The sequence below is a fragment of the Pelagibacterium mangrovi genome (genome assembly GCF_036662815.1).
Classification (GTDB): domain Bacteria; phylum Pseudomonadota; class Alphaproteobacteria; order Rhizobiales; family Devosiaceae; genus Pelagibacterium; species Pelagibacterium mangrovi.
Genome location: NZ_JBAFXA010000005.1, coordinates 255,220 through 277,776, shown reverse-complemented (window position 1 = coordinate 277,776; position 22,557 = coordinate 255,220). Strand labels below are relative to the sequence as shown.

Annotated in this window: 18 protein-coding genes; 14 read left to right on the top strand and 4 right to left on the bottom strand. The window is 63.9% G+C overall.

Annotated features, from left to right (window positions below):
* The first annotated feature begins 1 nt into the window (after position 1).
* From murG to ftsA, 6 genes are all read left to right on the top strand, one after another.
* Positions 2 to 1,096 carry an undecaprenyldiphospho-muramoylpentapeptide beta-N-acetylglucosaminyltransferase gene (murG, locus tag V4T21_RS10900; RefSeq protein ID WP_332716447.1) on the top strand — a complete coding sequence of 365 codons (1,095 nt, stop codon included), beginning with the start codon at positions 2 to 4 and terminating at the stop codon, positions 1,094 to 1,096.
* Positions 1,093 to 2,526: a UDP-N-acetylmuramate--L-alanine ligase gene (gene murC / locus V4T21_RS10895; RefSeq protein ID WP_332716445.1), complete on the top strand. Its 1,434-nt coding sequence runs from the start codon at positions 1,093 to 1,095 to the stop codon at positions 2,524 to 2,526. The genes murG and murC overlap by 4 nt, the downstream gene beginning before the upstream one ends.
* The gene (gene murB / locus V4T21_RS10890; protein WP_332716442.1) at positions 2,523 to 3,500 is read left to right on the top strand and encodes a UDP-N-acetylmuramate dehydrogenase; all 978 of its coding nucleotides are present in this window, start codon (positions 2,523 to 2,525) and stop codon (positions 3,498 to 3,500) included. The genes murC and murB overlap by 4 nt, the downstream gene beginning before the upstream one ends.
* A gap of 113 nt (positions 3,501 to 3,613) precedes the next feature.
* Entirely contained in the window at positions 3,614 to 4,534 is a 921-nt protein-coding gene (locus V4T21_RS10885) for a D-alanine--D-alanine ligase (protein ID WP_332716440.1), read from the top strand.
* A gap of 17 nt (positions 4,535 to 4,551) precedes the next feature.
* Entirely contained in the window at positions 4,552 to 5,490 is a 939-nt protein-coding gene (locus V4T21_RS10880) for a cell division protein FtsQ/DivIB (protein WP_332716437.1), read from the top strand.
* The gene (gene ftsA / locus V4T21_RS10875; RefSeq protein WP_332716436.1) at positions 5,487 to 6,803 is read left to right on the top strand and encodes a cell division protein FtsA; all 1,317 of its coding nucleotides are present in this window, start codon (positions 5,487 to 5,489) and stop codon (positions 6,801 to 6,803) included. The genes V4T21_RS10880 and ftsA overlap by 4 nt, the downstream gene beginning before the upstream one ends.
* Here ftsA and V4T21_RS10870 read toward each other — a convergent pair.
* Both V4T21_RS10870 and V4T21_RS10865 read right to left on the bottom strand, forming a co-directional pair.
* On the bottom strand, positions 6,784 to 7,842 hold the full coding sequence (locus V4T21_RS10870) for a FecCD family ABC transporter permease (RefSeq protein WP_332716433.1): 1,059 nt from the start codon (positions 7,840 to 7,842) through the stop codon (positions 6,784 to 6,786). The two genes, ftsA and V4T21_RS10870, sit on opposite strands and share 20 nt — an antisense overlap.
* Positions 7,839 to 8,909 (bottom strand): FecCD family ABC transporter permease, encoded by a 1,071-nt coding sequence (locus tag V4T21_RS10865; RefSeq protein WP_332716430.1) that lies wholly within the window; start codon positions 8,907 to 8,909, stop codon positions 7,839 to 7,841. The genes V4T21_RS10870 and V4T21_RS10865 overlap by 4 nt, the downstream gene beginning before the upstream one ends.
* A gap of 113 nt (positions 8,910 to 9,022) precedes the next feature.
* On the opposite strand from V4T21_RS10865, the gene V4T21_RS10860 reads away from it, so the two are divergent.
* Positions 9,023 to 10,000: an ABC transporter substrate-binding protein gene (locus V4T21_RS10860; RefSeq protein WP_332716427.1), complete on the top strand. Its 978-nt coding sequence runs from the start codon at positions 9,023 to 9,025 to the stop codon at positions 9,998 to 10,000.
* Between the two features lie 132 nt (positions 10,001 to 10,132).
* The gene (locus tag V4T21_RS10855; protein ID WP_332716425.1) at positions 10,133 to 10,642 is read left to right on the top strand and encodes a superoxide dismutase family protein; all 510 of its coding nucleotides are present in this window, start codon (positions 10,133 to 10,135) and stop codon (positions 10,640 to 10,642) included.
* Positions 10,643 to 10,681: 39 nt separating this feature from the next.
* On the opposite strand, the gene V4T21_RS10850 is transcribed toward V4T21_RS10855, so the two are convergent.
* The gene (locus V4T21_RS10850; RefSeq protein ID WP_332716423.1) at positions 10,682 to 11,158 is read right to left on the bottom strand and encodes a VOC family protein; all 477 of its coding nucleotides are present in this window, start codon (positions 11,156 to 11,158) and stop codon (positions 10,682 to 10,684) included.
* A 238-nt stretch (positions 11,159 to 11,396) separates the two neighbouring features.
* Between V4T21_RS10850 and ftsZ the strand changes: the two genes are divergently transcribed.
* The 6 genes from ftsZ to V4T21_RS10820 all read left to right on the top strand — a co-directional run bounded on the left by ftsZ (position 11,397) and on the right by V4T21_RS10820 (position 20,471).
* The gene (ftsZ, locus tag V4T21_RS10845; RefSeq protein ID WP_332716421.1) at positions 11,397 to 13,106 is read left to right on the top strand and encodes a cell division protein FtsZ; all 1,710 of its coding nucleotides are present in this window, start codon (positions 11,397 to 11,399) and stop codon (positions 13,104 to 13,106) included.
* Positions 13,107 to 13,217: 111 nt separating this feature from the next.
* On the top strand, positions 13,218 to 14,174 hold the full coding sequence (gene lpxC / locus V4T21_RS10840) for a UDP-3-O-acyl-N-acetylglucosamine deacetylase (RefSeq protein WP_332716418.1): 957 nt from the start codon (positions 13,218 to 13,220) through the stop codon (positions 14,172 to 14,174).
* A 106-nt stretch (positions 14,175 to 14,280) separates the two neighbouring features.
* Complete coding sequence (locus tag V4T21_RS10835) at positions 14,281 to 15,111, top strand: outer membrane protein assembly factor BamD (RefSeq protein WP_332716416.1); 831 nt, start codon at positions 14,281 to 14,283, stop codon at positions 15,109 to 15,111.
* A 207-nt stretch (positions 15,112 to 15,318) separates the two neighbouring features.
* Complete coding sequence (gene recN / locus V4T21_RS10830; RefSeq protein ID WP_332716414.1) at positions 15,319 to 16,992, top strand: DNA repair protein RecN; 1,674 nt, start codon at positions 15,319 to 15,321, stop codon at positions 16,990 to 16,992.
* 15 nt (positions 16,993 to 17,007) lie between these two features.
* The gene (ligA, locus tag V4T21_RS10825; protein ID WP_332716412.1) at positions 17,008 to 19,218 is read left to right on the top strand and encodes an NAD-dependent DNA ligase LigA; all 2,211 of its coding nucleotides are present in this window, start codon (positions 17,008 to 17,010) and stop codon (positions 19,216 to 19,218) included.
* Positions 19,218 to 20,471 carry a hypothetical protein gene (locus V4T21_RS10820; RefSeq protein ID WP_332716409.1) on the top strand — a complete coding sequence of 418 codons (1,254 nt, stop codon included), beginning with the start codon at positions 19,218 to 19,220 and terminating at the stop codon, positions 20,469 to 20,471. The genes ligA and V4T21_RS10820 overlap by 1 nt, the downstream gene beginning before the upstream one ends.
* A gap of 121 nt (positions 20,472 to 20,592) precedes the next feature.
* Here V4T21_RS10820 and V4T21_RS10815 read toward each other — a convergent pair whose 3' ends face one another.
* A complete protein-coding gene (locus tag V4T21_RS10815) occupies positions 20,593 to 22,422 on the bottom strand; it encodes an aminopeptidase P family protein (RefSeq protein ID WP_332716407.1) in 1,830 nt (609 codons plus the stop codon).
* Positions 22,423 to 22,557 lie beyond the last annotated feature (135 nt).

Here is a 22,557-nt window from a genome sequence, read left to right as displayed (position 1 = left end):
TATGAGCACTTTTGCCTTGATGGCCGGGGGAACGGGAGGACATCTCTTTCCCGCCATGGCTCTGGCGCAGGAATTGCGCCGGCGCGGCCACGATATCCATCTGGTGACCGACGAACGGGTCACCCATTATGGCGCCGAATTTCCGGCGAGCGGCATCCATGTGGTGCCGGCGGCGACCCCCTCGATCCGCAACCCGGTCAAATTCGTCAAGGCCGGCGCGACGATAATGGGGGGTACGGCCAAGGCGATGGGTATTCTGCGCGAGATCAGACCCGAAGCCGTGGTGGGCTTTGGCGGGTATCCGTGCTTTCCGCCGTTCCTTGCAGCATCGCTTCTCGGAATTCCGGGCATATTGCACGAGCAGAACGCGGTGATGGGCCGGGCCAACCGGGCGCTGGCGCGGTTCGCCAAGGTGCTGGCGATGAGCTTTGCCGACACGGCGCATGCGGAAAAATTCAAGCTGCGGAAAGTGCTGGTCGGCAACCCGGTGCGCGACAGGGTGCGCGCCGTGGCGGGCACGTCCTATCCGGCGCTGACCGAGGACGGGCCGATCAATCTGCTGGTCTTCGGGGGCAGCCAAGGGGCGCGGGCCTTTTCCGACATCGTGCCGGCGGCGATCGCCGAGCTCGATGAAAAGCTGCGCCGGCGGCTCAACGTGACCCAGCAATGCCGGGAAGAAGACCTCGACCGGGTGACCGAGGCCTATCGCGCGGCGCGGGTGAATGTGGAACTGGCGGCGTTTTTCGCCGATTTGCCCGAGCGGATCACCAATAGCCATCTTGTGATCGGGCGGGCGGGTGCCTCGACCGTCGCCGAACTGGCGGTTCTGGGCCGGCCGGCCATCCTCGTGCCGCTCCCCGGTTCGCTCGATCAGGACCAGCGCGCCAATGCGCTGGTGATGGAGCGGGCGGGAGGGGCGTGGGTGGCCGACCAAGCCACGCTTTCACCGCAATCTCTTGCCACCCAGCTTCACGATCTCTTCCTCGCTCCGGATCGTCTCGCCGTCGCGGCCCAGGCCGCGCAATCGGTGGGCGTGGCCGACGCCGTCGAACGGCTGGCCGATCTCGTCGAGCAAACCGCCAAAGGACAATCATGAACACCAAGATGCCACGCGATATCGGGCCCGTGCACTTCATCGGCATCGGCGGGATCGGGATGAGCGGTATCGCCGAGGTGCTGCACACCCAACGTTACGTGGTGCGCGGCTCGGACGCGGCCATGAACGCCAATGTTGGGCGGCTTCAGGCGATGGGCATCGAGGTCAAGATCGGGCAGAAGGCCGAAAACATCGGCGACGCGGCGGTGGTGGTGGTCTCTTCGGCCATCAAGAAGGACAATCCCGAGCTCAAGGCGGCGCGTGCCAGGGGATTGCCGATCGTGCGCCGGGCCGAGATGCTGGCCGAGATCATGCGGCTCAAGAACTGCATCGCCATCGGGGGTACGCATGGCAAGACGACGACGACCTCGATGGTCGCGGCGCTGCTCGATGCGGGCCAGTTCGATCCGACGGTGATCAATGGCGGCATCATCAATGCCTATGGTACCAATGCGCGGCTGGGGCAGGGCGACTGGATGGTGGTCGAGGCCGACGAGAGCGACGGCACCTTCGTGAAGTTGCCCGCCGACGTGGCGGTGGTGACCAATATCGATCCCGAACACCTCGATCATTATCACGATTTCGACGGGGTCAAGAAAGCGTTCCGCAATTTCGTGGAGAACGTGCCGTTCTATGGCTTCGCGGTGATGTGCCTCGACCATCCCACGGTGCAGGCGCTGGTGGGCGAGATCGAAGACCGGCGGATGATTACCTATGGCCGCAACCCGCAGGCCGACGTGCGGGTGATCGATGTGACCAACGACAACGGGCTATCGAGATTTTCGGTGGTGATCCGGGACCGGGTGAGCGGCAGGACGCGCACCATCGCCGGGCTGGAACTGCCCATGCCGGGGATGCACAATGTGCTCAACGCGACGGCGGCGATTACCGTGGCGCAGGAACTCAAGATTTCCGACGAGCAGATCCGTGCGGGGCTCAAGGGGTTCGGCGGGGTCAAGCGCCGCTTCACCAAGACCGGGGACGTCAACGGGATCACGGTGATCGACGATTACGGGCACCATCCTGTCGAGATCGCCTCGGTGCTGCGCGCGGCGCGGCAATCGGCGCGGCGCGACGTGATAGCCGTGGTGCAGCCACACCGCTATTCGCGGCTCAAGGACCTGTTCGACGATTTTTCCGCGTGCTTCAACGAGGCCGATACCGTTCTGGTGGCGCCGGTTTATGCGGCGGGCGAAGCACCGATCGAGGGGGTGACCCATACCGAATTGGTCGACCGGATCAGGGCGCGCGGGCATCGGGATGCACGCGTGATCGCCGGGCCGGAAGATTTGGCCGGGCTGCTCGCAAAGCGGGCCGCCGCCGGCGATTATGTGGTGCTGCTGGGGGCCGGAAACATTACGCTCTGGGCGGCGGCGCTGCCGGGCGAACTGGAAGCCGAACTGGCCGGCAAGGCGCGGGCCAGCGCATGAGCTTTCCTGATCTTCTTGTGCAATTTGCCGGCTGGATCGGCGAGGTGCGGGGCACGCTCATCGCCAATCATCCGCTGGCCAAGGTGAGCTGGTTCCGCGTGGGCGGGCCGGCGCAGCTCTATTTCGAGCCGGCCGACGAGGCCGATCTGGCGCTGTTCCTCAAGAATTTGCCCGCCGAGATCATGGTGACGGTGATCGGGCTGGGCTCGAACCTTCTGATCCGCGATGGCGGGATCGATGGGGTGGTGATCAAGCTGCCGGCCAAGGCGTTCGGGGGAACCGAAATCCTCGAGGGGCACCGCATCCGGGTCGGGGCGGGGCTGCCGGACGTCAAGGTGGCGACGGCGGCGGCCAAGGCTGGGATCGACGGGATGCAGTTTTATCGCGGCATTCCGGGGGCCATCGGCGGAGCGCTTTACATGAACGCGGGATGCTACGGCACGGAAACCCATGAACGGGTGGTGAGTCTGCGGGGCGTCGACCGGAGCGGCGAGATCGTCGAATTGTCCAACGCCGAGATGGGCTACAGATACCGCAAATCGAACGGACCCAAGGGCGTGATCTTCACGTCGGCGGTGTTCGAGGGAAGCGCGGGGGATGGCGAGGAAATCCTCGCCAAGATGCGCGAGATCACCGACCGGCGCGAGTCGACGCAGCCGACCAATACGCGCACGGGTGGATCGACCTTCAAGAACCCCGATGGGCTTTCGGCCTGGAGGCTGGTCGATGAGGCTGGGTGCAGGGGATTGCGGATCGGGGATGCCCAGGTTTCCGAGATGCACACCAATTTTCTCATCAACCTCGATGCGGCGAGCGCCCATGATATCGAGACGCTGGGGGAGACCGTGCGCGCGAAAGTGCGGGAAAAGCACGGGATCGACCTGGTGTGGGAAATCCGGCGGATGGGGCATTTCGAGGCCGGGCGGGAAGTCCGGGAATTTCTCGATGGGGATGTGTTTGGCGGCGTGAAATAGCGGGTGGGGTGATCGGGGCTGACTCAGAGCACCCCTCACCCCGGCCCTCTCCCCTCATGAGGGGAGAGGGGCGAAGACGGCAGGCGATTAGGACAATGAAGGCGGGACGGGTGATGGCCAAACATGTTGCGGTGCTCAAGGGCGGGTGGTCGCATGAGCGTGAGGTGTCGCTCAATTCGGGCGCCGAATGTGCCGAGGCGCTGCGGCGGGCCGGGTATGAGGTGACCGAGATCGACGTCGGCCGCGATATCGCCGACGTGCTGACCCGGCTTAAGCCCGATGTGGCGTTCAACGCGCTGCACGGGCGGTTCGGGGAAGACGGGACCATCCAGGGGCTGCTGGAGATTTTGGGGATTCCCTATACCCATTCGGGCGTGCTGGCCTCCTCGCTGGCCATGGACAAGCATCAGGCCAAGGTGATGTTCAAGGCGGCGGGGGTCAACGTCACCGATCACGTGATCGCGACGCGCGACGAGATCGCGCGGACCCATGTGATGGCGCCACCCTATGTGGTGAAGCCCTATAATGACGGGTCGAGCGTCAACGTGTTCATCGTCAAGGACGGGCAGGAGCATCCGCCGCAGGAGATCCTGCGCACCGATTGGGACGGGGACGAGGAGTTGATGGTCGAGCGGTTCATCCCGGGGCGCGAGCTTACCTGCGCGGTGATGGGCGATGTGGCGCTGGGGGTGATCGAGATCGTCACCGACCTGTCTTTCTATAATTATGAGGCCAAATACGTCTCGGGTGGGTCGCGGCATGAGTTGCCGGCGCAGGTTTCACCGAAAATTTACGAAAAAGTTCAGAAAATGTCGTTGATGGCGCATGCTGCTTTGGGCTGTCGCGGCGTAACGCGGAGCGACTTCCGGTACGACCCGCGCGGAGGCGACGACGGCGAGCTGGTGTGCCTGGAGATCAATACCCAGCCGGGCATGACCAAGACCTCTCTGGTGCCCGAGCTGGCGGCCCATGCCGGCCATTCGTTCGAAGAGCTGGTCAGCTGGATCGTGGAGGACGCAAGTTGCAACAGGTGAGGCGCAAGGAGTCCCTGATGGACGCGCCCGTTTCAGCGCCTCTCGCGCCGCCTGCGCCGCGGATCGAGCGCCCCGCCCTGCGCGTGGTCTCCAGCCTTTCCCCCACGACGCGTGATCGGGCGCTGGTTCCGGGCGGACGGACCATGCTGGTGCCGGTGCGCCGGCGTGGCGGGATGCTGGTCACGCTGGGCAATTGGTGGGTGCTGCACAAGCGGCTGGCGCTGCGGGTCATCGCGCTGCTGGTGGCGGTGACGCTGGCGATCGGCGGCTATCTGATGCGCGAGGATCTGGGCGAGGGCCTGGGGGTCGTCGCCGCTCTCATGAACGGGCAGATGGCCGATGTGGGCTTTTCGATAGCGAGCATCGAGATCAACGGGCTGTCGCTGACGCGGGAGGCCGATGTCGCCCATGCGCTGGGGATCGAGGAAGGCTCGACGAGCCTGGGTTTCGATATCGCGGCGGCGCGGCTGCGGGTGGAAGAAATTCCGTCCATCGCGGAAGCGACGATCCGCAAGGTCTATCCGGATTCGCTGGTCGTCTCGATCACAGAAAAACAGCCGGTGGCGCGCTGGCGGATCGATGGCGCGACGATGCTTGTCGACGCCTCGGGTTCGCCCATAGCCCCGGCGGGGATCGAGAACGCAGAGCTGCCGCTGGTGATCGGGGAAGGGGCCGGGGACGACGCGCTGGCGATGATCAATCTCGTCAACCGCTATCCGGACCTGACGTTCGACCTCGCGGCGCTGAACCGGGTTGCCGATCGGCGCTGGGATTTGATCTTTTATTCCGGCCTGCGCGTACAACTGCCCGAAACCGGGGTGGTGGATGCCCTGGGCCGGCTCAACGACTATCAGTTGGATCACCAATTGCTACAGCGTGACCTCGATCTGATCGACATGCGCGTGGCGCAGTATGTGGCCGTGCGGCCGACCGTTCGCGAAGAAGACGACCAATGATGACCTCTGCGATGACAGCGCGTTTGAAGCCCGTTCAGCCCGGACGGTCTTCGCTTGTGACGGTGCTCGACATCGGATCGACCAAGATTTGCTGCGTGATCGCGCGGCTGGTGCCGCGCCCCGAGGGCAGGGCGCTGCGCGGGCGCACCCATGTGGCCGAAATCATCGGCTTCGGATACGGACCCTCGGCGGGGGTCAAGAGCGGGGTGGTGACCGATCTGGACAAGGCCGAGCAGGCAATCCGTTCGGTGGTCGGCATGGCCGAGCGCGCGGCGGGGATCACCGTGCAGTCGGTGGTGGTCAACGTAACGGCGGGGCGGCTGGGATCGGAGACGTTCTCGGCGACGGTTTCGCTCGACGGCCATGAGGTCGAGCCGTCCGATATTTCCCGCGTGCTGATCGCTGTCAACGAGCGCAGCGTGCGCGACGAGCGCTCGATCATACACGCGCTGCCGATCGGCTATGCGCTGGACGGGCAGAAGGGCGTGCGCGATCCGCGCGGCATGGTGGGCGAGACGCTCGGCGTCGATGTGGCGGTGATTTCGGCCGAAACGCTGGCCATGCGCAATATCGAACTGGCGCTCAACAAATGTCACCTGGAAGTCGAGGCGCTGATGGCGACGCCTTATGCTTCGGGGCTGGCGACGCTGGTGGACGACGAGGCCGATTTGGGCGTTGCGTGCATCGACATGGGTGGGGCGACGACGACGGTTTCGGTGTTCGCCGACGGGCATCTGGTCTATGCCGACGCGCTGGCGATCGGCGGGCATCACATCACCCTCGATATCGCGCGCCAGCTCTCTGTGAGCGTGGCGGATGCCGAACGGCTCAAGACCCTTTACGGCTCTTGCCTGCCGGGGCAGACCGACGAGACCGACGTGATTACCGTGATGCCCATCGGGGCCAATTCCCATGAATCGCCCAATTCGATATCGCGCGAGATGCTGACGCGGGTGATCCGGCCGCGCGTCGAGGAAATTCTCGAAGCGATCCGCGACCGGATGCAGGCGACGGGCATGATGGACATTTCCGGCCGGCGTTTCGTGCTGACCGGCGGTGGGTCCGACCTGACCGGATTGCCCGAGCTTGCCCGGCGCATGCTGGCGCGCAATGTGCGCAACGGGCGTCCGTTGGGGATTTCGGGGTTGCCTGACCGTGCCAAGGGACCGGCCTTCGCGACAGTTGCAGGCATGCTGGTCTATCCGCAGGTGTGCGGGGCCGAATACGTCCAGCCGCGCCCGATGCGCAAGATCACCGGCTCGGACGGCTATCTCGCCAAGGTGGGAAGCTGGCTCAAGTCGGGCTTCGTGTAGCGCCGTCGCCTTTTCGCCATTCGCGGGCGAGTAGCCAGATCAGGTAAATTCCGCCCATAGCGCCCGTCAGCAAGCCCACGGGAATTTGCAGAGGCGCGAGAAGGCGCTGGGCGAGCAGGTCGGCGGCCACGACCAACAGGCTTCCCATCGTCGCCGAGGACACGACGCCCATGCCGGGCGTACGCGTCAGGCGGCGCGCAAGCTGCGGTGCGGCCAGGGCGACGAAGCCGATGGGTCCAGCGCCGGCGATGGCGAGGGCCGTCAACCCGACGGCAAGGCTCAGCAGGACGAGCTTGGACCGCCCGAGCGGCAGGCCCAGGGCCGAGGCGAGGTCATCGCCCATTTCGAGAATCCGCAATTTGTCCGAGAACGCGAGTATGGCGGGCAGCAAGACGAGGCAGCCGAGGGCCAGCATGGTGGTCACTTCCCAACCGGTGGCGTGAAGCGAGCCGAAAAGCCAGGTTTTGGCGGCCTGGGCGCGTTCCAGTTCGGCGCGGGTGATGAGGAAATCATTGGCCGCGCCGAGCATGGCGGCGATGGCGATGCCGACGACGATCAGCTTCTGGCCGACCACGCCGCGTTCGAGCGCGATGAGATAGACGAGCAATGCGGTGGCAAAGCCGCCGATCAGCGCGCCAACAGCGATACCCATGCCGCCCTGTCCAGCAATGAGAATGATGACCAGCGCGCCGCTGGCCGAACCGGTGGTGAAGCCCACGATATCGGGGCTGGCCAGGGGATTTCGGGCGATGGACTGGAAGACCGCGCCGGCAACGCCAAGTGCCGCCCCTACGAAAATTGCGGCGAGAAGGCGTGGCAGGCGCAGGCCGAGGACGATCATGCCGCCCACAGGATCGTCGGGGGCCGTAAGGATCCGCCAGATTTCGGCGAGCGTCAGTTGGTATTGTCCGGTGGTCATGGTGACGACACCGAGGGCGAAAATCGCGAGGACGAGCACGGACACAGCGATGATCGTCCGGCGGTCGTAGAGGATGGACACCCCGGCCGATGGGCGCCACGCCCGGCGCAGGGGAGTCATGGCCGCTCCTTTCGGGTGGAAGTCACCAGTTTGAGCAGGACCGGCGCGCCGATGAAGGCGGTGACGATGCCAACTTCGATTTCGCCGGGCGGAGCGATGACCCTGCCCACGATATCGCTGGCCAGAACGAGAATGGGGCCGGCGAGCAGCGAATAGGGCAGCACCCAGCGCCAATCGGGGCCGAGCAGCAGCCGAAGGGTGTGGGGGATGACGAGGCCGACAAAGCCGATGGGACCCGCAGCGGCAGTGGCCGCGCCGCAGAGGAGGGCGATGGATGCGAAGCCGGCGGCCTTGAGCAGGCCCAGCCGGACGCCGAGGGCGCGGGCGACATCGTCGCCCAGGGCAACGGCGTTGAGCTGGCCGGACAGGGCAAGGCCGATAAGGCCGCCCGAGGCCGCGAAGGGGATCACCTGCCACAGGCTGTCGACGGTTTGTCCGTTGAGCGCGCCGACCACCCAGAAGCGATAGGAATCGAACGCCTGGCTATCGACCATGGTGATGATGCCGGTGACGGCGCCCAGACTGGCGCTGATGGCCGCGCCGGCGAGGATGAGGCGCACGCGCTCGACCGAGGATGCCGGGCTCACGGCCAGAAGATAGACCATGACGGCGACGGCCATGGCCCCGAGAATCGCGAACCAGACGAGGCCGGAATAGCTGGTGATGGAAAAAACCGAGATGGCGATGACCACGCAGAAGGACGCTCCGGCATTGATGCCCAGCAAGCCCGGATCGGCGAGTGGATTGCGCGTCAGCGCCTGCATGAGTGCGCCGGCCAACCCCAGAGCCGCGCCAACGACGATGCCGAGCGCGGTGCGCGGAAGGCGCAATTGCCAGACGACGAGCGCGTCGCGCCCGGCATCGGGATGGAGGAGGGCGTCGATGACCGTGGGCAGCGATATCGGCCGGGCGCCGACGGCAATGCTGACGAGGACGAGCAGGCAAAAGAGGATTGCCAGCATGACGAAGCCGGTGATCCGGCGCTCCATCCGCGCGCGCAACGAGCCGTTTTGTTCCGGGATACCGGCGGGCAATGTCTGCGACGGTCGGGTTGCGGCAGGTGGCATTGATTTCGTCTATTTAACTTGACTGTATATATCAAGAATAATACGCCGATGGCAGAGCCGGCGTCGCAAGCCAACGTTGGCCGGCTTGCCGCTCGCTAGCAGAGAGATCCCAGATGCAGCCGTTTTCCAAAGCCTTCCTTTTCGCCGGATTGATCCTGTCGCTCGGAGCCGGGCCGGTGCTGGCGCAATCCAATGCAGATTATGCCGCGCCCCGGTTTCTGGAGGGCACGGGAAGCCAAGAGCCCGATGGGGTGTTTCCCCGGGTGGTGACCGACGAGGTGGGGGAGGTGACCATCGAGGCCGAACCGCAGCGGATCGTCGTGATCCAGACGGGCCAGCTCGATGGCGCTCTCAATCTGGGCGTCATGCCGGTGGGCGCGGCACGGGGCTTGAGCCTGGACGTTTATGGCGACTACATGCTGGAGGCGTTTCCCGACCTCGCCGGCCAGATCGTCGAGATCGCCGATGTCGGTGCGCGCCAGGAGCCCGATATCGAGGCGATCGCGCAGCTCGATCCGGATTTGATTTTCATCAATGCCGCCGCGATGGAAGAAGCGACCTATACGGCCATGCAGCAGATCGCACCGGTGGTGGTGACCAAGGGCACGGGCGTCAACTGGAAGGTGGACTTCCTTTTGATGGCGCATGCGCTGGGCAAGGCGCAAGAGGCGCAGGCCCTGCTGGACCAGTATCATGCCGACGCGGAAGCTGTGGCCGAGCGGCTGGGGGACGCGGCGCCGGCCGTATCGTTCGTGCATTCGAACGGCACGCGTACGCGGGTGATGGGGATTTCCTCGTTTGCCGGATCGATCGCCGAGGACATGGGGCTCGACCGGCCCGAGGCGCAGGCGTTCTACGAGACTTCGGAAGATATCAGCCCCGAATTGCTCGATATCGCCGATGCAGACTGGATTTTCTATTCAGGGCAGGGCGACGGCATTTCGCTGATCGCAGAGGCGCCGCTCTGGCCCACGCTGGAGGGTGTGGCCGCCGGGCAGGCGGTGTTCGTGGAATATGAGCCGTTCTATTTCAATGCCGGGCCGAGCGCTGCGCGCATCGTGCTCGAAACGATTGCCGAAACGATCGAATGATCCTTGGCGTCTCCGTCGCAGTGGGCGGCGGGGGCCTTGCAACCTAGGCAAGGATTGGGGAACTGGCCCGAGTTGGGGGCATTGGTCCGGGGGGCTCATTATCTGGCACCCAAGTTTCGGAGGACCATGTCCATGAAGTCCCTATTGGTTGGCGCAGTCGCGGGCTGTGCGCTTTTCGTATCGCCGGCTCTGGCCCAGGAGCAGACCGCGAGCGCCACTTTCATCGACGCCGAAGGGCAGGAGGCCGGGACGGCCAGCCTGACCGGAACGCCCAATGGGGTGTTGATCGAACTCGAAGCGACAGGGTTGCCGGCCGAACAATGGGTGGCTTTCCACGTGCATGAAACCGGCAGTTGCGACGCCGAGACCGATCATGAATCGGCGGGCGAGCATTTCAATCCCGCCGATGTCGAGCACGGCTATTTCAGCGAAACCGGCCCCCACGCGGGGGATATGCCCAATCAATATGTCGATGCACAAGGCGCGCTCAACGCCCATGTGTTCAACCCCTTCGTCACGCTCGACGAGGGAGAGGCCGGGATCATTGGGCGGGCGCTTATGATCCACGGTGGGGGCGACGACTATCAGAGCCAGCCGTCGGGCGACGCGGGCGACAGGATTGCCTGCGCGGTGATCGAATAGACAAGAGAGACTGCGGGATGGCTCCCGCAGCCTTATGGATCACTCGCCTCGATAGGCCTTTTCGAGGTCGGCCACGATCAGCTTCTTCATGCCGACCATGGCCTTGGTGGCGCGTTCGGAGCCGGCCTTGTCCTTGCCAGTGACCGTATCGTAGAGCGCCCGGGGGATGATCTGCCAGGACAAGCCGAACCTGTCCTTAAGCCAACCGCATTCGACTTCGGCGCCCCCGCCTTCACGGAGCTTGTCCCAGTAATAGTCGACCTCGGTCTGGTCCTTGCAGTCGACGATGAATGAGACGGCCTCGGAGAATTTGAAGTGCGGGCCACCGTTAATGGCGTTGAAGCGCTGGCCGAGCAATTCGAAATCGCCGGTCATGACCTTTCCCGGCTCGCCCATGCCGCCTTCTACATAGCGGGTCGTGCCGTGGATTTTGGTGTCGGGGAAAATGGAAGCGTAAAATTCCATCGCCTCCTCCAGATTGTTGTCGAACCACAGGCTCGGGGTGATCTTGGACATCGTTCGCTCCTCCATTTAGAACCATAAAGTTATATTCTGATTTGGTTATATACATGGAAACGCGAATGTCAAGCGGCGGTTCCCGCCTGGCGGTGCAAATCATGCTTAACGTGCGGTAACTTTGTGGCTGTCAACCCTGGCATTTTGCAGTTTGGTTAACGAATTCGGTAGCTTTGTTAGGGTCCGGTTAACGAATTGAGCGCTACATCTTGCCCATACAGCCACGATGGGGCCAGAGATGACAATCAACCTACAGATTCCGGGAATCCAAGAACTTAAGCCGAGAATCACCGTCTTTGGCGTCGGTGGTGCAGGCGGCAACGCGGTCAACAACATGATTAATTCGGGCCTTGAAGGCGTCGAGTTCGTCGTGGCCAATACCGACGCTCAGGCGTTGGCGCTTTCCCGCGCCCAGCGCGTGATACAGCTCGGTGTCGGTGTTACCGAAGGCCTCGGTGCGGGGTCGCACCCCGAGGTGGGCCGTGCGGCCGCCGAAGAAAGTTTCGATGAACTCAACGACCACCTTTCCGGCTCGCACATGGTGTTCATCACCGGCGGCATGGGCGGTGGCACGGGGACGGGCGCCGCGCCCGTGGTTGCCCGCGCCGCTCGCGAGCAGGGGATATTGACGGTCGGCGTGGTGACCAAGCCCTTCCAGTTCGAAGGCAATCGCCGCATGAAGCTGGCCGATGAGGGGATCGACGAGCTGCATCGCCATGTCGATACCCTGATCGTCATTCCCAACCAGAACCTTTTCCGTGTTGCCAACGAAAAGACCACCTTCGCCGACGCGTTCGCGATGGCCGACGAAGTGCTGTTCTCTGGCGTTGCCTGCATCACCGATTTGATGGTCAAGGAAGGCCTCATCAACCTCGATTTCGCTGACGTGCGCGCCGTGATGCGCGGCATGGGCAAGGCGATGATGGGGACCGGCGAGGCCGAGGGCGAAGATCGTGCCCGCCACGCCGCCGAGGCGGCAATCGCCAATCCGCTGCTCGACGACGTTTCGATGCAGGGCGCGCGCGGCCTGTTGATCTCGATCACCGGCGGCAAGGACATGACGCTCTACGAAGTCGACGAAGCTGCTTCGCGTATCCGCGAGGAAGTCGACTCCGATGCCAACATCATCCTCGGCGCGACGTTCGACGATTCGCTGCAGGGCAAGGTCCGCGTTTCGGTCGTTGCCACCGGCACCGATGCGCTGATGGTTCAGGCGCTCGACCCGGTCAAGCCCAATGCTTCGCGTCAGCCGTTGCAGGCGCGTCGTCCCGGTGAAGGTCCGGCCCAGCCGCAGCAGTCTGCGCCCGTGCCGGCTCAGGCTCCCCGCGCCCAGCAGGTAGCTCCTGCGGCTCCGGCCGAGGTTGCCGCCGATATGGGCGACGATCAGTTCGAGGCTGCCGTTGCCCAGGCGATCAAGAGCAACAATTCGGCTGCCGCCGACGCGATGGCCCAGCAGGCGCCGGACAATGGCGTCACCATCGAGCCCTATACCCCGGCCGCCCATGCGCGCCAGGCGGTGGAAGAAACCCAGCGTGCGCCCGAAGCGGCAATGCCGCGGCCTTACGTGCCTTCCGGTGCGGAACGTCCGCAGCTTCAGCGCCGCGCCGTGCGTCCCGACGATCTTCCGCCGGTCGCTCGTGCGCAGATGGAGCAGCCCCGGGGTGACGAGCCGCGCAATGCGCGGGCCCTGTTCCGCCGGCTCGCGTCCAATGTTGGGCTGAATCTTGGCGGTGAAGCCGATACGCAACCCGAACCCCAACGCGTGCAGCCTCAGTTCGACGACGCTGCAGCGCGCAGCGCGATCGAAGCTGCTCCCTCCCGTCAGGCGCCGCGCCAGCAGCAGCCGGAAGGGGCAGCGGGACATCTCGACGCACACGGCCGGGCCCCGGCGCGGGCGCCGCAGAAAGAGCAGCTGGAAATTCCGGCGTTTCTCAAACGCCACGGTTAGTCCTAAATCTGGTGCTACACATTGAATCGGCCTGGCGCGTCTTTCGCGTCAGGCCGAACTTCGTTAGTAAGGCGATTGGGCCGCCGACCAACCAGAGGGCCCGGAGTACCAATGAAAAACCCGACAGTGCGTCAATGTACGCTGACCCGCCCGGCCGAGTTCGCCGGAATCGGCGTTCACAATGGCAAGCCTTCCCGCCTCACGATCAAACCCGCCCCCGCCGACAGCGGCTATACGCTGACGAGTATCGCGGAAGATGGAACCGTGTTGGGTAGCGCCAGGATCGACCATACGCGCGTTAGCCGCACCTCGCTGTGCACGGTCATCGACCTTGGACAATCGGTCAGCGTCGCGACGGTTGAGCACGTGCTTTCGGCTCTCAACGGGCTGGGCGTCGACAACGCCGAAATCGTCGTGAACGGCGAAGAGTGCCCGATCATCGATGGCAGCGCCGAGCCCTTCGTGGAAGCGGTGCTGGATGCGGGGTTGTCGATCCAGCCGCAGCGCAAGAAGTTCATCCGTATCCTGCGCTCGGTGACGGTGCGGGACAATGATGCATTCGCCATGCTCGAGCCCTATAATGGGCGCGCCTTCGACGTCGAGATCGATTTCAACTCAAAGGTCATCGGCCGACAGCGGATGATCTTCGACTGGTCGCCGCGCAAATTCGCCATCGAGGTGGCGCCGGCCCGTACGTTCGGGTTTTTCGCGCAGGCCAGAGTGTTGCGGCAGGCGGGATATGCTCTCGGTTCGAGCCTCGAAAACTCGATCGCCATCGAGGAAGAAAGGATCGTCAATCCGGACGGGCTTCGCTTCGAGGACGAGTTCGTGCGCCACAAGCTGCTCGATGCCGTGGGGGACCTCGCGCTGGCGGGCCTGCCCATCTATGGCCGGTTCCGCTCGTACAAGGGTGGCCATGGGCTCAATGCGCTGGTGCTCAAGTCGCTGTTTGCCAGCGAAGCCAATTTCGAGATCGTGGAAGCCGATGCTCTGCCGCTCGAAATGGAGGCGCTAGGCGACCTGCCCGAAAGGCTGACGGTCGAGCCCTACTTGCGTTCGATCGGCTGAATAGGCCATAACCCCCGTCACAGTTTTGAACATATTCCCCGCTAGCGGGGAAACATGGACGTGCGGGTCACGGTTTTTGCCGGGCCATGAGAGGACGGAGTATTTCGTGAATATCATAGCCAGACAGAGCAAATCGCCCGCGCTTGTGCGGATGGCAATGGCCATCACCCTGGTGGGCGCGCTTGCCGCCTGTTCGCCGTTCAGCATGTTTTCCCGCGAGGATGACGCGCCGCTGGTGCCGCCCGAACAGCTTTACGCGAGCGCGCTCGAAAATATGGAGAACGATCGCTACAACGCAGCGATCGAGGATCTCGAGACGCTGGAGCGGCAAAATCCGTTCTCGGACGTCAACGAACGGGCCAAGGTGATGCTCACCTTCGCCAATTTCCGTTCGGGACGGTTCGAGGAAGCTGTGATGTCAGCCGACCGGTTCCTGGCGCTCTATCCCAATTCGTCGGAACGGCCGTACGTTCTGTTTCTCAAGGGCAGCGCGTATTACCAGCAGATCACCGATATCACGCGCGATCAGGAACTGGCGGCCAACGCCATCGAAACCTTCACGCAGTTGCAATCGGCCTATCCCGATTCCCGCTACGCCGAAGAATCGCGCCAGATGATGTTGGTTTCGCGCGATCAGGTGGCCGGCAAGGAAATGAGCGTCGGGCGCTATTATCTGGGCAATGGCCAATATACCGCCGCGATCAACCGCTTCCGGGTGGTGGTCGAGGACCATCAGACCAGCACCCATGTGGAAGAAGCGCTTTATCGCCTTGTCGAGGCCTATCTCGCGATCGGGCTCGTGGGCGAAGCACAGACTGCGGCGGCGGTGCTGGGCACCAATTATCCGGGTTCGGAATGGTATCAGCGCGGATTTACCCTGCTGCAGAATCAGGGGCTTTCGCCTCAGATGATGACCGGAAACTGGATGTCGGACTGACACATCGGCTTTTGTTGCCAATCTATCGACGCCTCGGCCGATGTGCCGAGGCGTTTTCGTTTCGGCTTGCGGACGGCAAAATGTTCTTGTAATGTTCCGGTCGGTTAAGCTGTGGATCGCGAGGTGGCAGAGGCTCAAGCGGTTTGCGCGGCCGGGCGCGGGCGGGGTAAAACGGACGCCGCAACCACCATGGGAGCAGTTGGGGCGATGCTAAACACGCTGTCGGTCCGCAACATCGTTCTGATCGATCAACTCGACCTCGCCTTCGAGACGGGGCTGACGGTGCTGACCGGCGAGACGGGCGCGGGCAAATCGATCCTGCTCGACGCGCTGACCCTGGCGCTGGGGGGGCGCGGCGACGCGGCGCTGGTGCGCAAGGGTGCGGATAGCGGCCAGGTGGTGGCGGTGCTGGCGCTGGCCGAAAACCATCCGGCCAGGGTGCTGCTACGCGAAAACGAGATCGCCGACGATGCCGAAATCATCCTGCGTCGCGTGCAACACGCCGATGGGCGCACGAGGGCTTTCATCAACGATCAGCCGGTTTCGGCTGGGCTGCTGAAATCGGTCGGCGCGTTGCTGGTGGAGATCCATGGCCAGCATGACGACCGGGCGCTGATCGACGCGGCGACGCATCGGCTGCTGCTCGACAGTTTCGGGGGATATGAGAGCGAGCTGGATGCCGTTGCGAACGCTTATGCGAAGCTGACGGCGGCGCAAAAGGCGGTGGATGTGCAGCGTGCGCGCGTGGAGCAGGCGGCGCGTGAGGAGGATTACGCGCGGCACGTGGTTGAGGAGCTTTCCGCGCTCAAGCCCGAGGCAGGGGAGGAAGAGGGGCTGTCCGAGCGCCGGCAATGGCTCATGGGCCTCGAAAAGGCGGCGGGGGAAGTCAACGACGCCGACGAGATTCTCAACGGCACCAATGCCCCTGGGCCGACGCTGGCCATGCTGCTGCGGCGGCTGACGCGGAAATCGGACGCCGAGGCGGCCCTGTTTGCTTCCATGGCGGAAGCCGTGGATCAGGCCCTGGTGGCGCTCGATACCGCCAGCGAGGCGCTTGAGGCGATCCGGCGCGAAATGGCGTTCGATCCGCGCGAGCTCGAACAGGTGGAGGAGCGGCTGTTCGGGCTGAGGGCAGCGGCGCGCAAGCATCAGGTTGAGTGCGATGAATTGGCGGACGTGCTGGCCAGATACCAGGCCGATATAGAAGCGCTCGAATCGGGCGCCGAGACGCTGGCGGCGCTGGAGGTCGAACTTACGGTCGCCGATAGCGAATACCGCAAGGCCGCAGGGGTGTTGAGCAAGGTTCGCGAGAAGGCGGCAGGGGCCCTGAGCAAGGCGGTGGAAGCCGAATTGCCGGACCTCAAGCTGGGTGCGGCCCGGTTCATCGTCGACCGGCAGGTGGAGGCCGAGCGGGTATCGGCGCATGGGTTCGACCAGATCGCGTTTCACGTCCAGACCAATCCCGGCACCTCGCCGGGGCCGATGATGAAGGTCGCTTCGGGGGGCGAGCTTTCCCGCTTCCTGCTGGCTCTCAAGGTGGTGCTGGCCGACAAGGGCTCGGTGCCCGTGCTCATTTTCGACGAAATCGACACCGGGGTCGGCGGCGCGGTGGCCGATGCGATTGGAAAGCGACTGGCGCGGCTGGCCCAATCGGTGCAGGTTGTGACCGTGACCCACGCGCCGCAGGTGGCGGCGCGGGCCGGAACGCACCTTCTCATCGAAAAACAGGCGATCGAGGAGGGGGCGTTCATGCGCACGCATGTGCGGCCGCTCGATCCCGATACGCGGAGCGAGGAGGTGGCGCGCATGCTTGCCGGCGCGACAATTACGGATGAAGCGCGGGCGGCGGCAAGGCGGCTGATGCGCGAAGTTGGCGTTTGATTTGAGGGTGGTTCGATGAGTGTCGAGGTGCGTGTGGACGAGCTGTCGCTGGAGGGCGCCAAGGCCGAACTCGACAGGCTGCATGCGCTGATCGAGAAGGCGGACCGGGCCTATTATCAGGATGACGCGCCCGAGATCACCGACGCCGAATATGATGCCGCACGCCGGCGTTACGCGCAGATCGAGGCGGAGTTTCCCGAATTGCGGCGGCACGATTCGCTGTCGGACCGGGTCGGTGCTGCTCCCGCCGAAGGCTTTGCCAAGGTGCGCCATGCGGTGCCCATGCTTTCGCTGGGCAATGCGTTCGACGATGAGGACGTCGCCGATTTCGTGCAGCGTGGGCGGAAATTCTTCGAGCGGGACAAGGGGCTCGAACTGGCGTTTACCGCCGAGCCCAAGATCGACGGCCTATCGGCTTCATTGCGGTATGAAAACGGTGTTTTCGTGCGCGGCGCGACGCGCGGCGATGGGACCGAGGGGGAGGATATAACCGAAAACCTCAGGACCATCGCGCAGGTGCCCCATAAGCTTTCCGGTTCGGGCTGGCCCGACGTGCTCGAGGTGCGCGGCGAGGTTTACATGACCCATGCCGATTTCGCGGCGCTCAAGGAGCGCTCGGCGGCCGAGGGGGGGCAGGATTACGTCAATCCGCGCAACACGGCGGCGGGCTCGCTGCGCCAGAAGGACCCGACGGTTACGGCAAAGCGCAACCTGAAGTTCTTTGCCTATGGCTGGGGGGAGGCGAGCGGGGCGATCGCCGACACTCAATATGAGGCGGTTCAAAGGCTGGAGGAATGGGGGTTCACCATCAACCCGCTGATGATCCGCACGACGAGCGTTGAGGAAATGCTTGAGCATTACCGCACGATCGAGGCGCAGCGGGCGACGCTGGGCTACGATATCGACGGCGTCGTCTATAAGCTCGACCGGCTGGATCTACAGCAGCGATGGGGTTTCGTGGCCCGCGCGCCGCGTTGGGCTATTGCGCATAAATTTCCCGCCGAACAGGCGACGACCATTCTGCGCAAGATCGATATTCAGGTAGGTAGAACCGGTACGCTGACGCCGGTGGCGCGGCTGCAACCGGTGACCGTGGGCGGCGTGGTCGTCGAGAACGCGACGCTGCACAATGAGGACTATATCGCCGGGCGCGACAGCACCGGCGCGCCGATCCGTGACGGCTACGACATCCGCGAGGGCGATACGGTGATCGTGCAGCGGGCCGGTGATGTGATCCCGCAAATCGTCGCCGTCGTACCCGACAAGCGCCCGGCGGATGCGCAGCCTTTCGTATTTCCCGAGCGTTGCCCGATCTGCGATTCCGAAGCGGTGCGCGAGACCAATCCCAAGACGGGCAAGCTCGATGCGCGGCGGCGGTGCAGCGGCGAATTGATCTGTCCGGCCCAGCAGGTGGAAAATTTGAGGCATTTCGTGGCGCGGGACGCGATGGATATCGACGGGTTCGGTGCCGAGAATGTGGATCTGTTCCATTCCGAAGGTCTGATCCGCACGCCGGCCGATATCTTTACTCTTCACGACCAACGCGATGCCGTCCAGGCGGCGCTTTTCAAACGCCGCGAGGAGCAGGCCGCCGAACGCGAGCGGACAACGGGCAAGGTGCGCAAGAATGTGAGGGCCGCCGAGCAGCGCAATTATGCCGGTTTGGATAAGCTGTTCGCGGCAATCGACGCGCGGCGCGAACCCGAGCTCGATCGCTTCATCTTCGCGCTGGGCATCCGGCATGTGGGCGAGACGACGGCGGCGCTGTTCGCCAAGGCATTCGGAACATTCGAGGCTTTCCGCGAGGCAGCGTACACTGCGGGGCACGGCGACGAGGAGGCGCGTGGGGCGCTGATCGGGATCGACGGAATTGGGGAAACCGTCGTGCAGTCGGTCTGCGCCTTTTTCGCCAATGAGCGGAACGAAAAAGCCATCGATGCGCTGCTCGCCGAGGTGAGGCCCAAAGAATATGTGGTGACGATTTCCGCCGATAGCGTCGTGGCGGGCAAGACTGTGGTGTTCACAGGCAGTCTCGAGCGGATGTCGCGGACCGAAGCCAAGGCCATGGCAGAACGGCTGGGGGCCAAGGTCTCCGGGTCGGTCTCGGCCAAGACCGATCTTGTCGTGGCCGGGCCGGGGGCGGGAAGCAAGCTCAAGCAGGCGGAAAGCCATGGCATTGAAGTGATTTCGGAGGATGAGTGGTTCACGCGGACGGGGCAGGGCTGATGGTTCGTTTGCTGGCCGTTGCCGTGCTGCTGTGCAGCATGGCGGCAAGCGCGATGGCGCAGGAGACGACTGCAGACAGTCTGCGGCAGCATCTCTATGAGGGGCGGCTGGCCGATGGGCGGGCGGCCATGGAAGCGCGGGACGATGCGACGGCTGCGTTCGGGCTGGGGCTTTTTACGGTGCTCGAGGGCGTCGAAAGGCTGGCGCAACGGCTATACGCCCATGGGTTCGATCCCGAAGGGGGCATTGCGGTCAGCCCGTTTTTCGGGATGCCGGCTGGAGACGATGACGTTGCCCGCCGGGTTGAGCCGCTGACGTATGGATCATTGCGCGGTTATCTCGAAATTTTTTCGGCCGATATGGACGCGGCTCTGCCGCTGCTGAGCGCGGCGGGCGAGGGAGATTTCGCCGTCGAAATCGACGTTTCCCGGATACGGATCGATATCGATGGAGACGGGATGGCCAGCGAGACGGAATCGGTCGGGGCGTTCTGGGCCATGGCCGCCGGAATGGGACAGCGGCTCGATATGGGGGCGGGGCTGGCGCCCGGAGCGGAGATGCCCGAGACGATTTTCGCGTTCGATGGCTCGGACGCGATCTGGCTGGCGGGGTATTCGCAGATATTGGCCACGCAGGCGGATTTCCTGCTCGCCCATGATTTTGAAACCTTCTTCGAAGCGGGTTTCCATCGCCTGTTTCCCGGTGCAGGGCTGCCGATGGAGCGCGAAGGCGAACGGGGTTCGCTGTTTATGGACCGCGACACCGATGCACTGCTCGCCGATGCGATTGCCATGATCCATACGGTCAACTGGCCGATCACCGAGCGGGACCGGTTGATAGCCGTGCAGGAGCGCGTGTTGCGCGTGATGGATTTGTCGCGGCGCAATTGGGAATTGGTTCTGGCCGAGACCGATGACAATCGCGAGTTCATGCCCTCGCCGCGCCAGACGCCGCTCATCGCTCAGATGACGGTCAGCAAGGCGATGGTGGAGGCGTGGCTGGAAACGCTCGATGTGGCAGAAGCGATCGTTCGGGGTGAGTTGCTCGTGCCGCACTGGCGTTATCGGGATGTCGGTTTCGATCTCGCCGCGTGGGTCGAAGGGGCCGAGCGGACCGATTTCGTGCTGTTGTTCACCGGCCTCGATGCGTTGCCCTATCTTCGGGAAGGCGAAATCGCCGACGCAGAATCCTTTGCGGCGGCCAACGATGTGTTCGGCAGCTCGATCTGGAATTACGCGATCTGGTTCAACTAGCGTTGTCGATTGGTGATATGCCGCTGCCGGACCCCGGGAATAAATCCCGGGGTGACGGGAAGGTGAGTGTGGAGGCAATGAGCCGAAAATTCACTCCCGAAAGGGCTGATCTCGTCTGAACCTAAAGCGCCGCTGTCGCCTTATCCAGCCATGCGCGCGTTGACGCGTCGAGATGGGGGCCGATCTCGCGGGCGACGCGGGCGTGATAGGTATTGAGCCAGTCGCGTTCGACCGGTTCGAGCATATCGACGGCGATCAGGCGGCGATCGATGGGGGCGAGGGTGAGGGTTTCGAATTCCAGATAACCCGGGGCGACGCCGCTTTCCCTGACCACTATAAGGTTCTCGATGCGGATGCCGTATTGGCCTTCGAGGTAAAAGCCGGGTTCGTTCGAGAGCACCATGCCGGGCTCGAAGGGAACGGTATAGCGCGGAGAAATGCCGGCCGGGCCTTCATGAACCGAGAGGAAGGCACCGACGCCGTGGCCCGTGCCGTGATTATAGGTCAGGCCCACCTGCCAGAGAAACTGTCGGGCAAGGATATCGATCTGCGCGCCGTTGGTGCCCTTGGGGAAACGCGCGCGGGAAATGGCGATCATGCCCTTGAGGACACGGGTGAAATGATCCTTCTGGCGGTCGGTGACCGAACCGGTGGCCATTGTGCGCGTGATGTCGGTGGTTCCGGAGAGATATTGGGCGCCGGAATCGAGCAGCATCAATTCGCCGGGGGCGAGGGTGCGATTGGTTTTTTCCGAGACGCGGTAGTGGACGATGGCGCCATTGGGGCCTGACCCGGAAATGGTCTCGAAGCTGACGTCGACCGCTGTGGGGTCCTCGCGGCGGAAGGCTTCGAGCATCTTGACGATGTCGATTTCGGTCAGGCCACCCTGGGGGGCGGTCTCGTCGAACCATGCGAGGAATTTGGCAAGGGCGATGCCGTCGATCTTGTGGGCCTCGCGCATGCCGGAGAGTTCGGCATCGTTCTTTCTGGCCTTGGGCAGCAACACCGGATCGCGCTTTTCGATGAGGCGAGCGCCGTTGTCCGAGAGGACCGATTTGACCTGAAGGGGGGCGGTTTCCGGGTCGAACCAGACCGATTTTCCTCCGGCGGCCAGACCGCTCAGCGCCGCTTCGAAACCCGATTTCTCGACAAGCTGGGCGACATCGCCCAGCGCCGCGCGATTTTCGTCGGTGAGTTTGTTGTCGGCAACAAACAGCGTCGGCGTGCCTTCGGCGGGGACGATGGCGAAACCCAGAACGAAGGGGTTGTGGGGGATATCGCGGCCACGCACGTTGAACAGCCAGCACATCGATTCCGGCAGGGTGAAGACAACGGCGTCCGCTCCCTCCTTATCCATGGAGGCGCGTAGATCGGCGAGCTTTTCAGCCGCCGCTTTGCCGGTGCGGTTGTGGCCGAGCACCTCGAGCGGGCCCTGGGGCGCGGCGGGACGATCGGTCCAGATGGCATCCACGGGGTTGGCGATGGCAACGAGTTCGATCCCGGTCTTGTTCAGCGGCTCGCTCAGGGCGGCCAACTGGCGTGGCGTGTGCAGCCAGGGGTCGAAGCCGACGCGGCTGCCCGAGGGCAGGTTGGCCGCCATCCACTCGCCGGGATTGACGGTCGTCGTGTCGTGGACCGAAACCAAGGCGGTGTCGGTCTGGCCCGGCGCCTGGAGCGTATAGCGGCTGTCGACAAAAAGGGCGGCGGTGTCGCGCGTCACGAGCGCCAGTCCGGCCGAACCGGTAAAGCCCGTGACATAGGCAAGCCGCGCATCGCGGTCCGGGACATATTCGCCCTGATGAACGTCCGAACGCGGCACGAGAAAACCATCTATGTCCAGTTCGGCGAGGCGGGCGCGAAGGGCCGCCAAGCGCGGCGCCACCTGTGCGGGATCGGATTTTTCCTCGAAGGTTTGGAACTGGGCGTCGGGGATCGCTGATTGGGCGGGCATAATGGGCTTTCTCGTTAACCGTCCATGCGCGTCGGGCATGGCTGGGTTTCGTTTTGAGGTCTAACTATCAGAGCCGATTGGGGCTATCTATCCATTCGACGGTCAGGTTACCTCAATTTGCCGTCGGACCAAGGA

Excerpts from the sequence above, each read along its gene's own strand:
- lpxC (WP_332716418.1), top strand. The coding sequence starts at position 13,218 with ATGAAAAACCCGACAGTGCGTCAATGTACGCTGACCCGCCCGGCCGAG.
- V4T21_RS10860 (WP_332716427.1), top strand. The coding sequence starts at position 9,023 with ATGCAGCCGTTTTCCAAAGCCTTCCTTTTCGCCGGATTGATCCTGTCG.
- V4T21_RS10815 (WP_332716407.1), bottom strand. The coding sequence starts at position 22,422 with ATGCCCGCCCAATCAGCGATCCCCGACGCCCAGTTCCAAACCTTCGAG.
- V4T21_RS10880 (WP_332716437.1), top strand. The coding sequence starts at position 4,552 with ATGGACGCGCCCGTTTCAGCGCCTCTCGCGCCGCCTGCGCCGCGGATC.
- ftsZ (WP_332716421.1), top strand. The coding sequence starts at position 11,397 with ATGACAATCAACCTACAGATTCCGGGAATCCAAGAACTTAAGCCGAGA.
- murC (WP_332716445.1), top strand. The coding sequence starts at position 1,093 with ATGAACACCAAGATGCCACGCGATATCGGGCCCGTGCACTTCATCGGC.
- V4T21_RS10865 (WP_332716430.1), bottom strand. The coding sequence starts at position 8,909 with ATGCCACCTGCCGCAACCCGACCGTCGCAGACATTGCCCGCCGGTATC.
- V4T21_RS10850 (WP_332716423.1), bottom strand. The coding sequence starts at position 11,158 with ATGTCCAAGATCACCCCGAGCCTGTGGTTCGACAACAATCTGGAGGAG.
- recN (WP_332716414.1), top strand. The coding sequence starts at position 15,319 with ATGCTAAACACGCTGTCGGTCCGCAACATCGTTCTGATCGATCAACTC.
- V4T21_RS10855 (WP_332716425.1), top strand. The coding sequence starts at position 10,133 with ATGAAGTCCCTATTGGTTGGCGCAGTCGCGGGCTGTGCGCTTTTCGTA.
- V4T21_RS10870 (WP_332716433.1), bottom strand. The coding sequence starts at position 7,842 with ATGACTCCCCTGCGCCGGGCGTGGCGCCCATCGGCCGGGGTGTCCATC.
- murB (WP_332716442.1), top strand. The coding sequence starts at position 2,523 with ATGAGCTTTCCTGATCTTCTTGTGCAATTTGCCGGCTGGATCGGCGAG.
- ligA (WP_332716412.1), top strand. The coding sequence starts at position 17,008 with ATGAGTGTCGAGGTGCGTGTGGACGAGCTGTCGCTGGAGGGCGCCAAG.
- V4T21_RS10885 (WP_332716440.1), top strand. The coding sequence starts at position 3,614 with ATGGCCAAACATGTTGCGGTGCTCAAGGGCGGGTGGTCGCATGAGCGT.
- ftsA (WP_332716436.1), top strand. The coding sequence starts at position 5,487 with ATGATGACCTCTGCGATGACAGCGCGTTTGAAGCCCGTTCAGCCCGGA.
- V4T21_RS10820 (WP_332716409.1), top strand. The coding sequence starts at position 19,218 with ATGGTTCGTTTGCTGGCCGTTGCCGTGCTGCTGTGCAGCATGGCGGCA.
- murG (WP_332716447.1), top strand. The coding sequence starts at position 2 with ATGAGCACTTTTGCCTTGATGGCCGGGGGAACGGGAGGACATCTCTTT.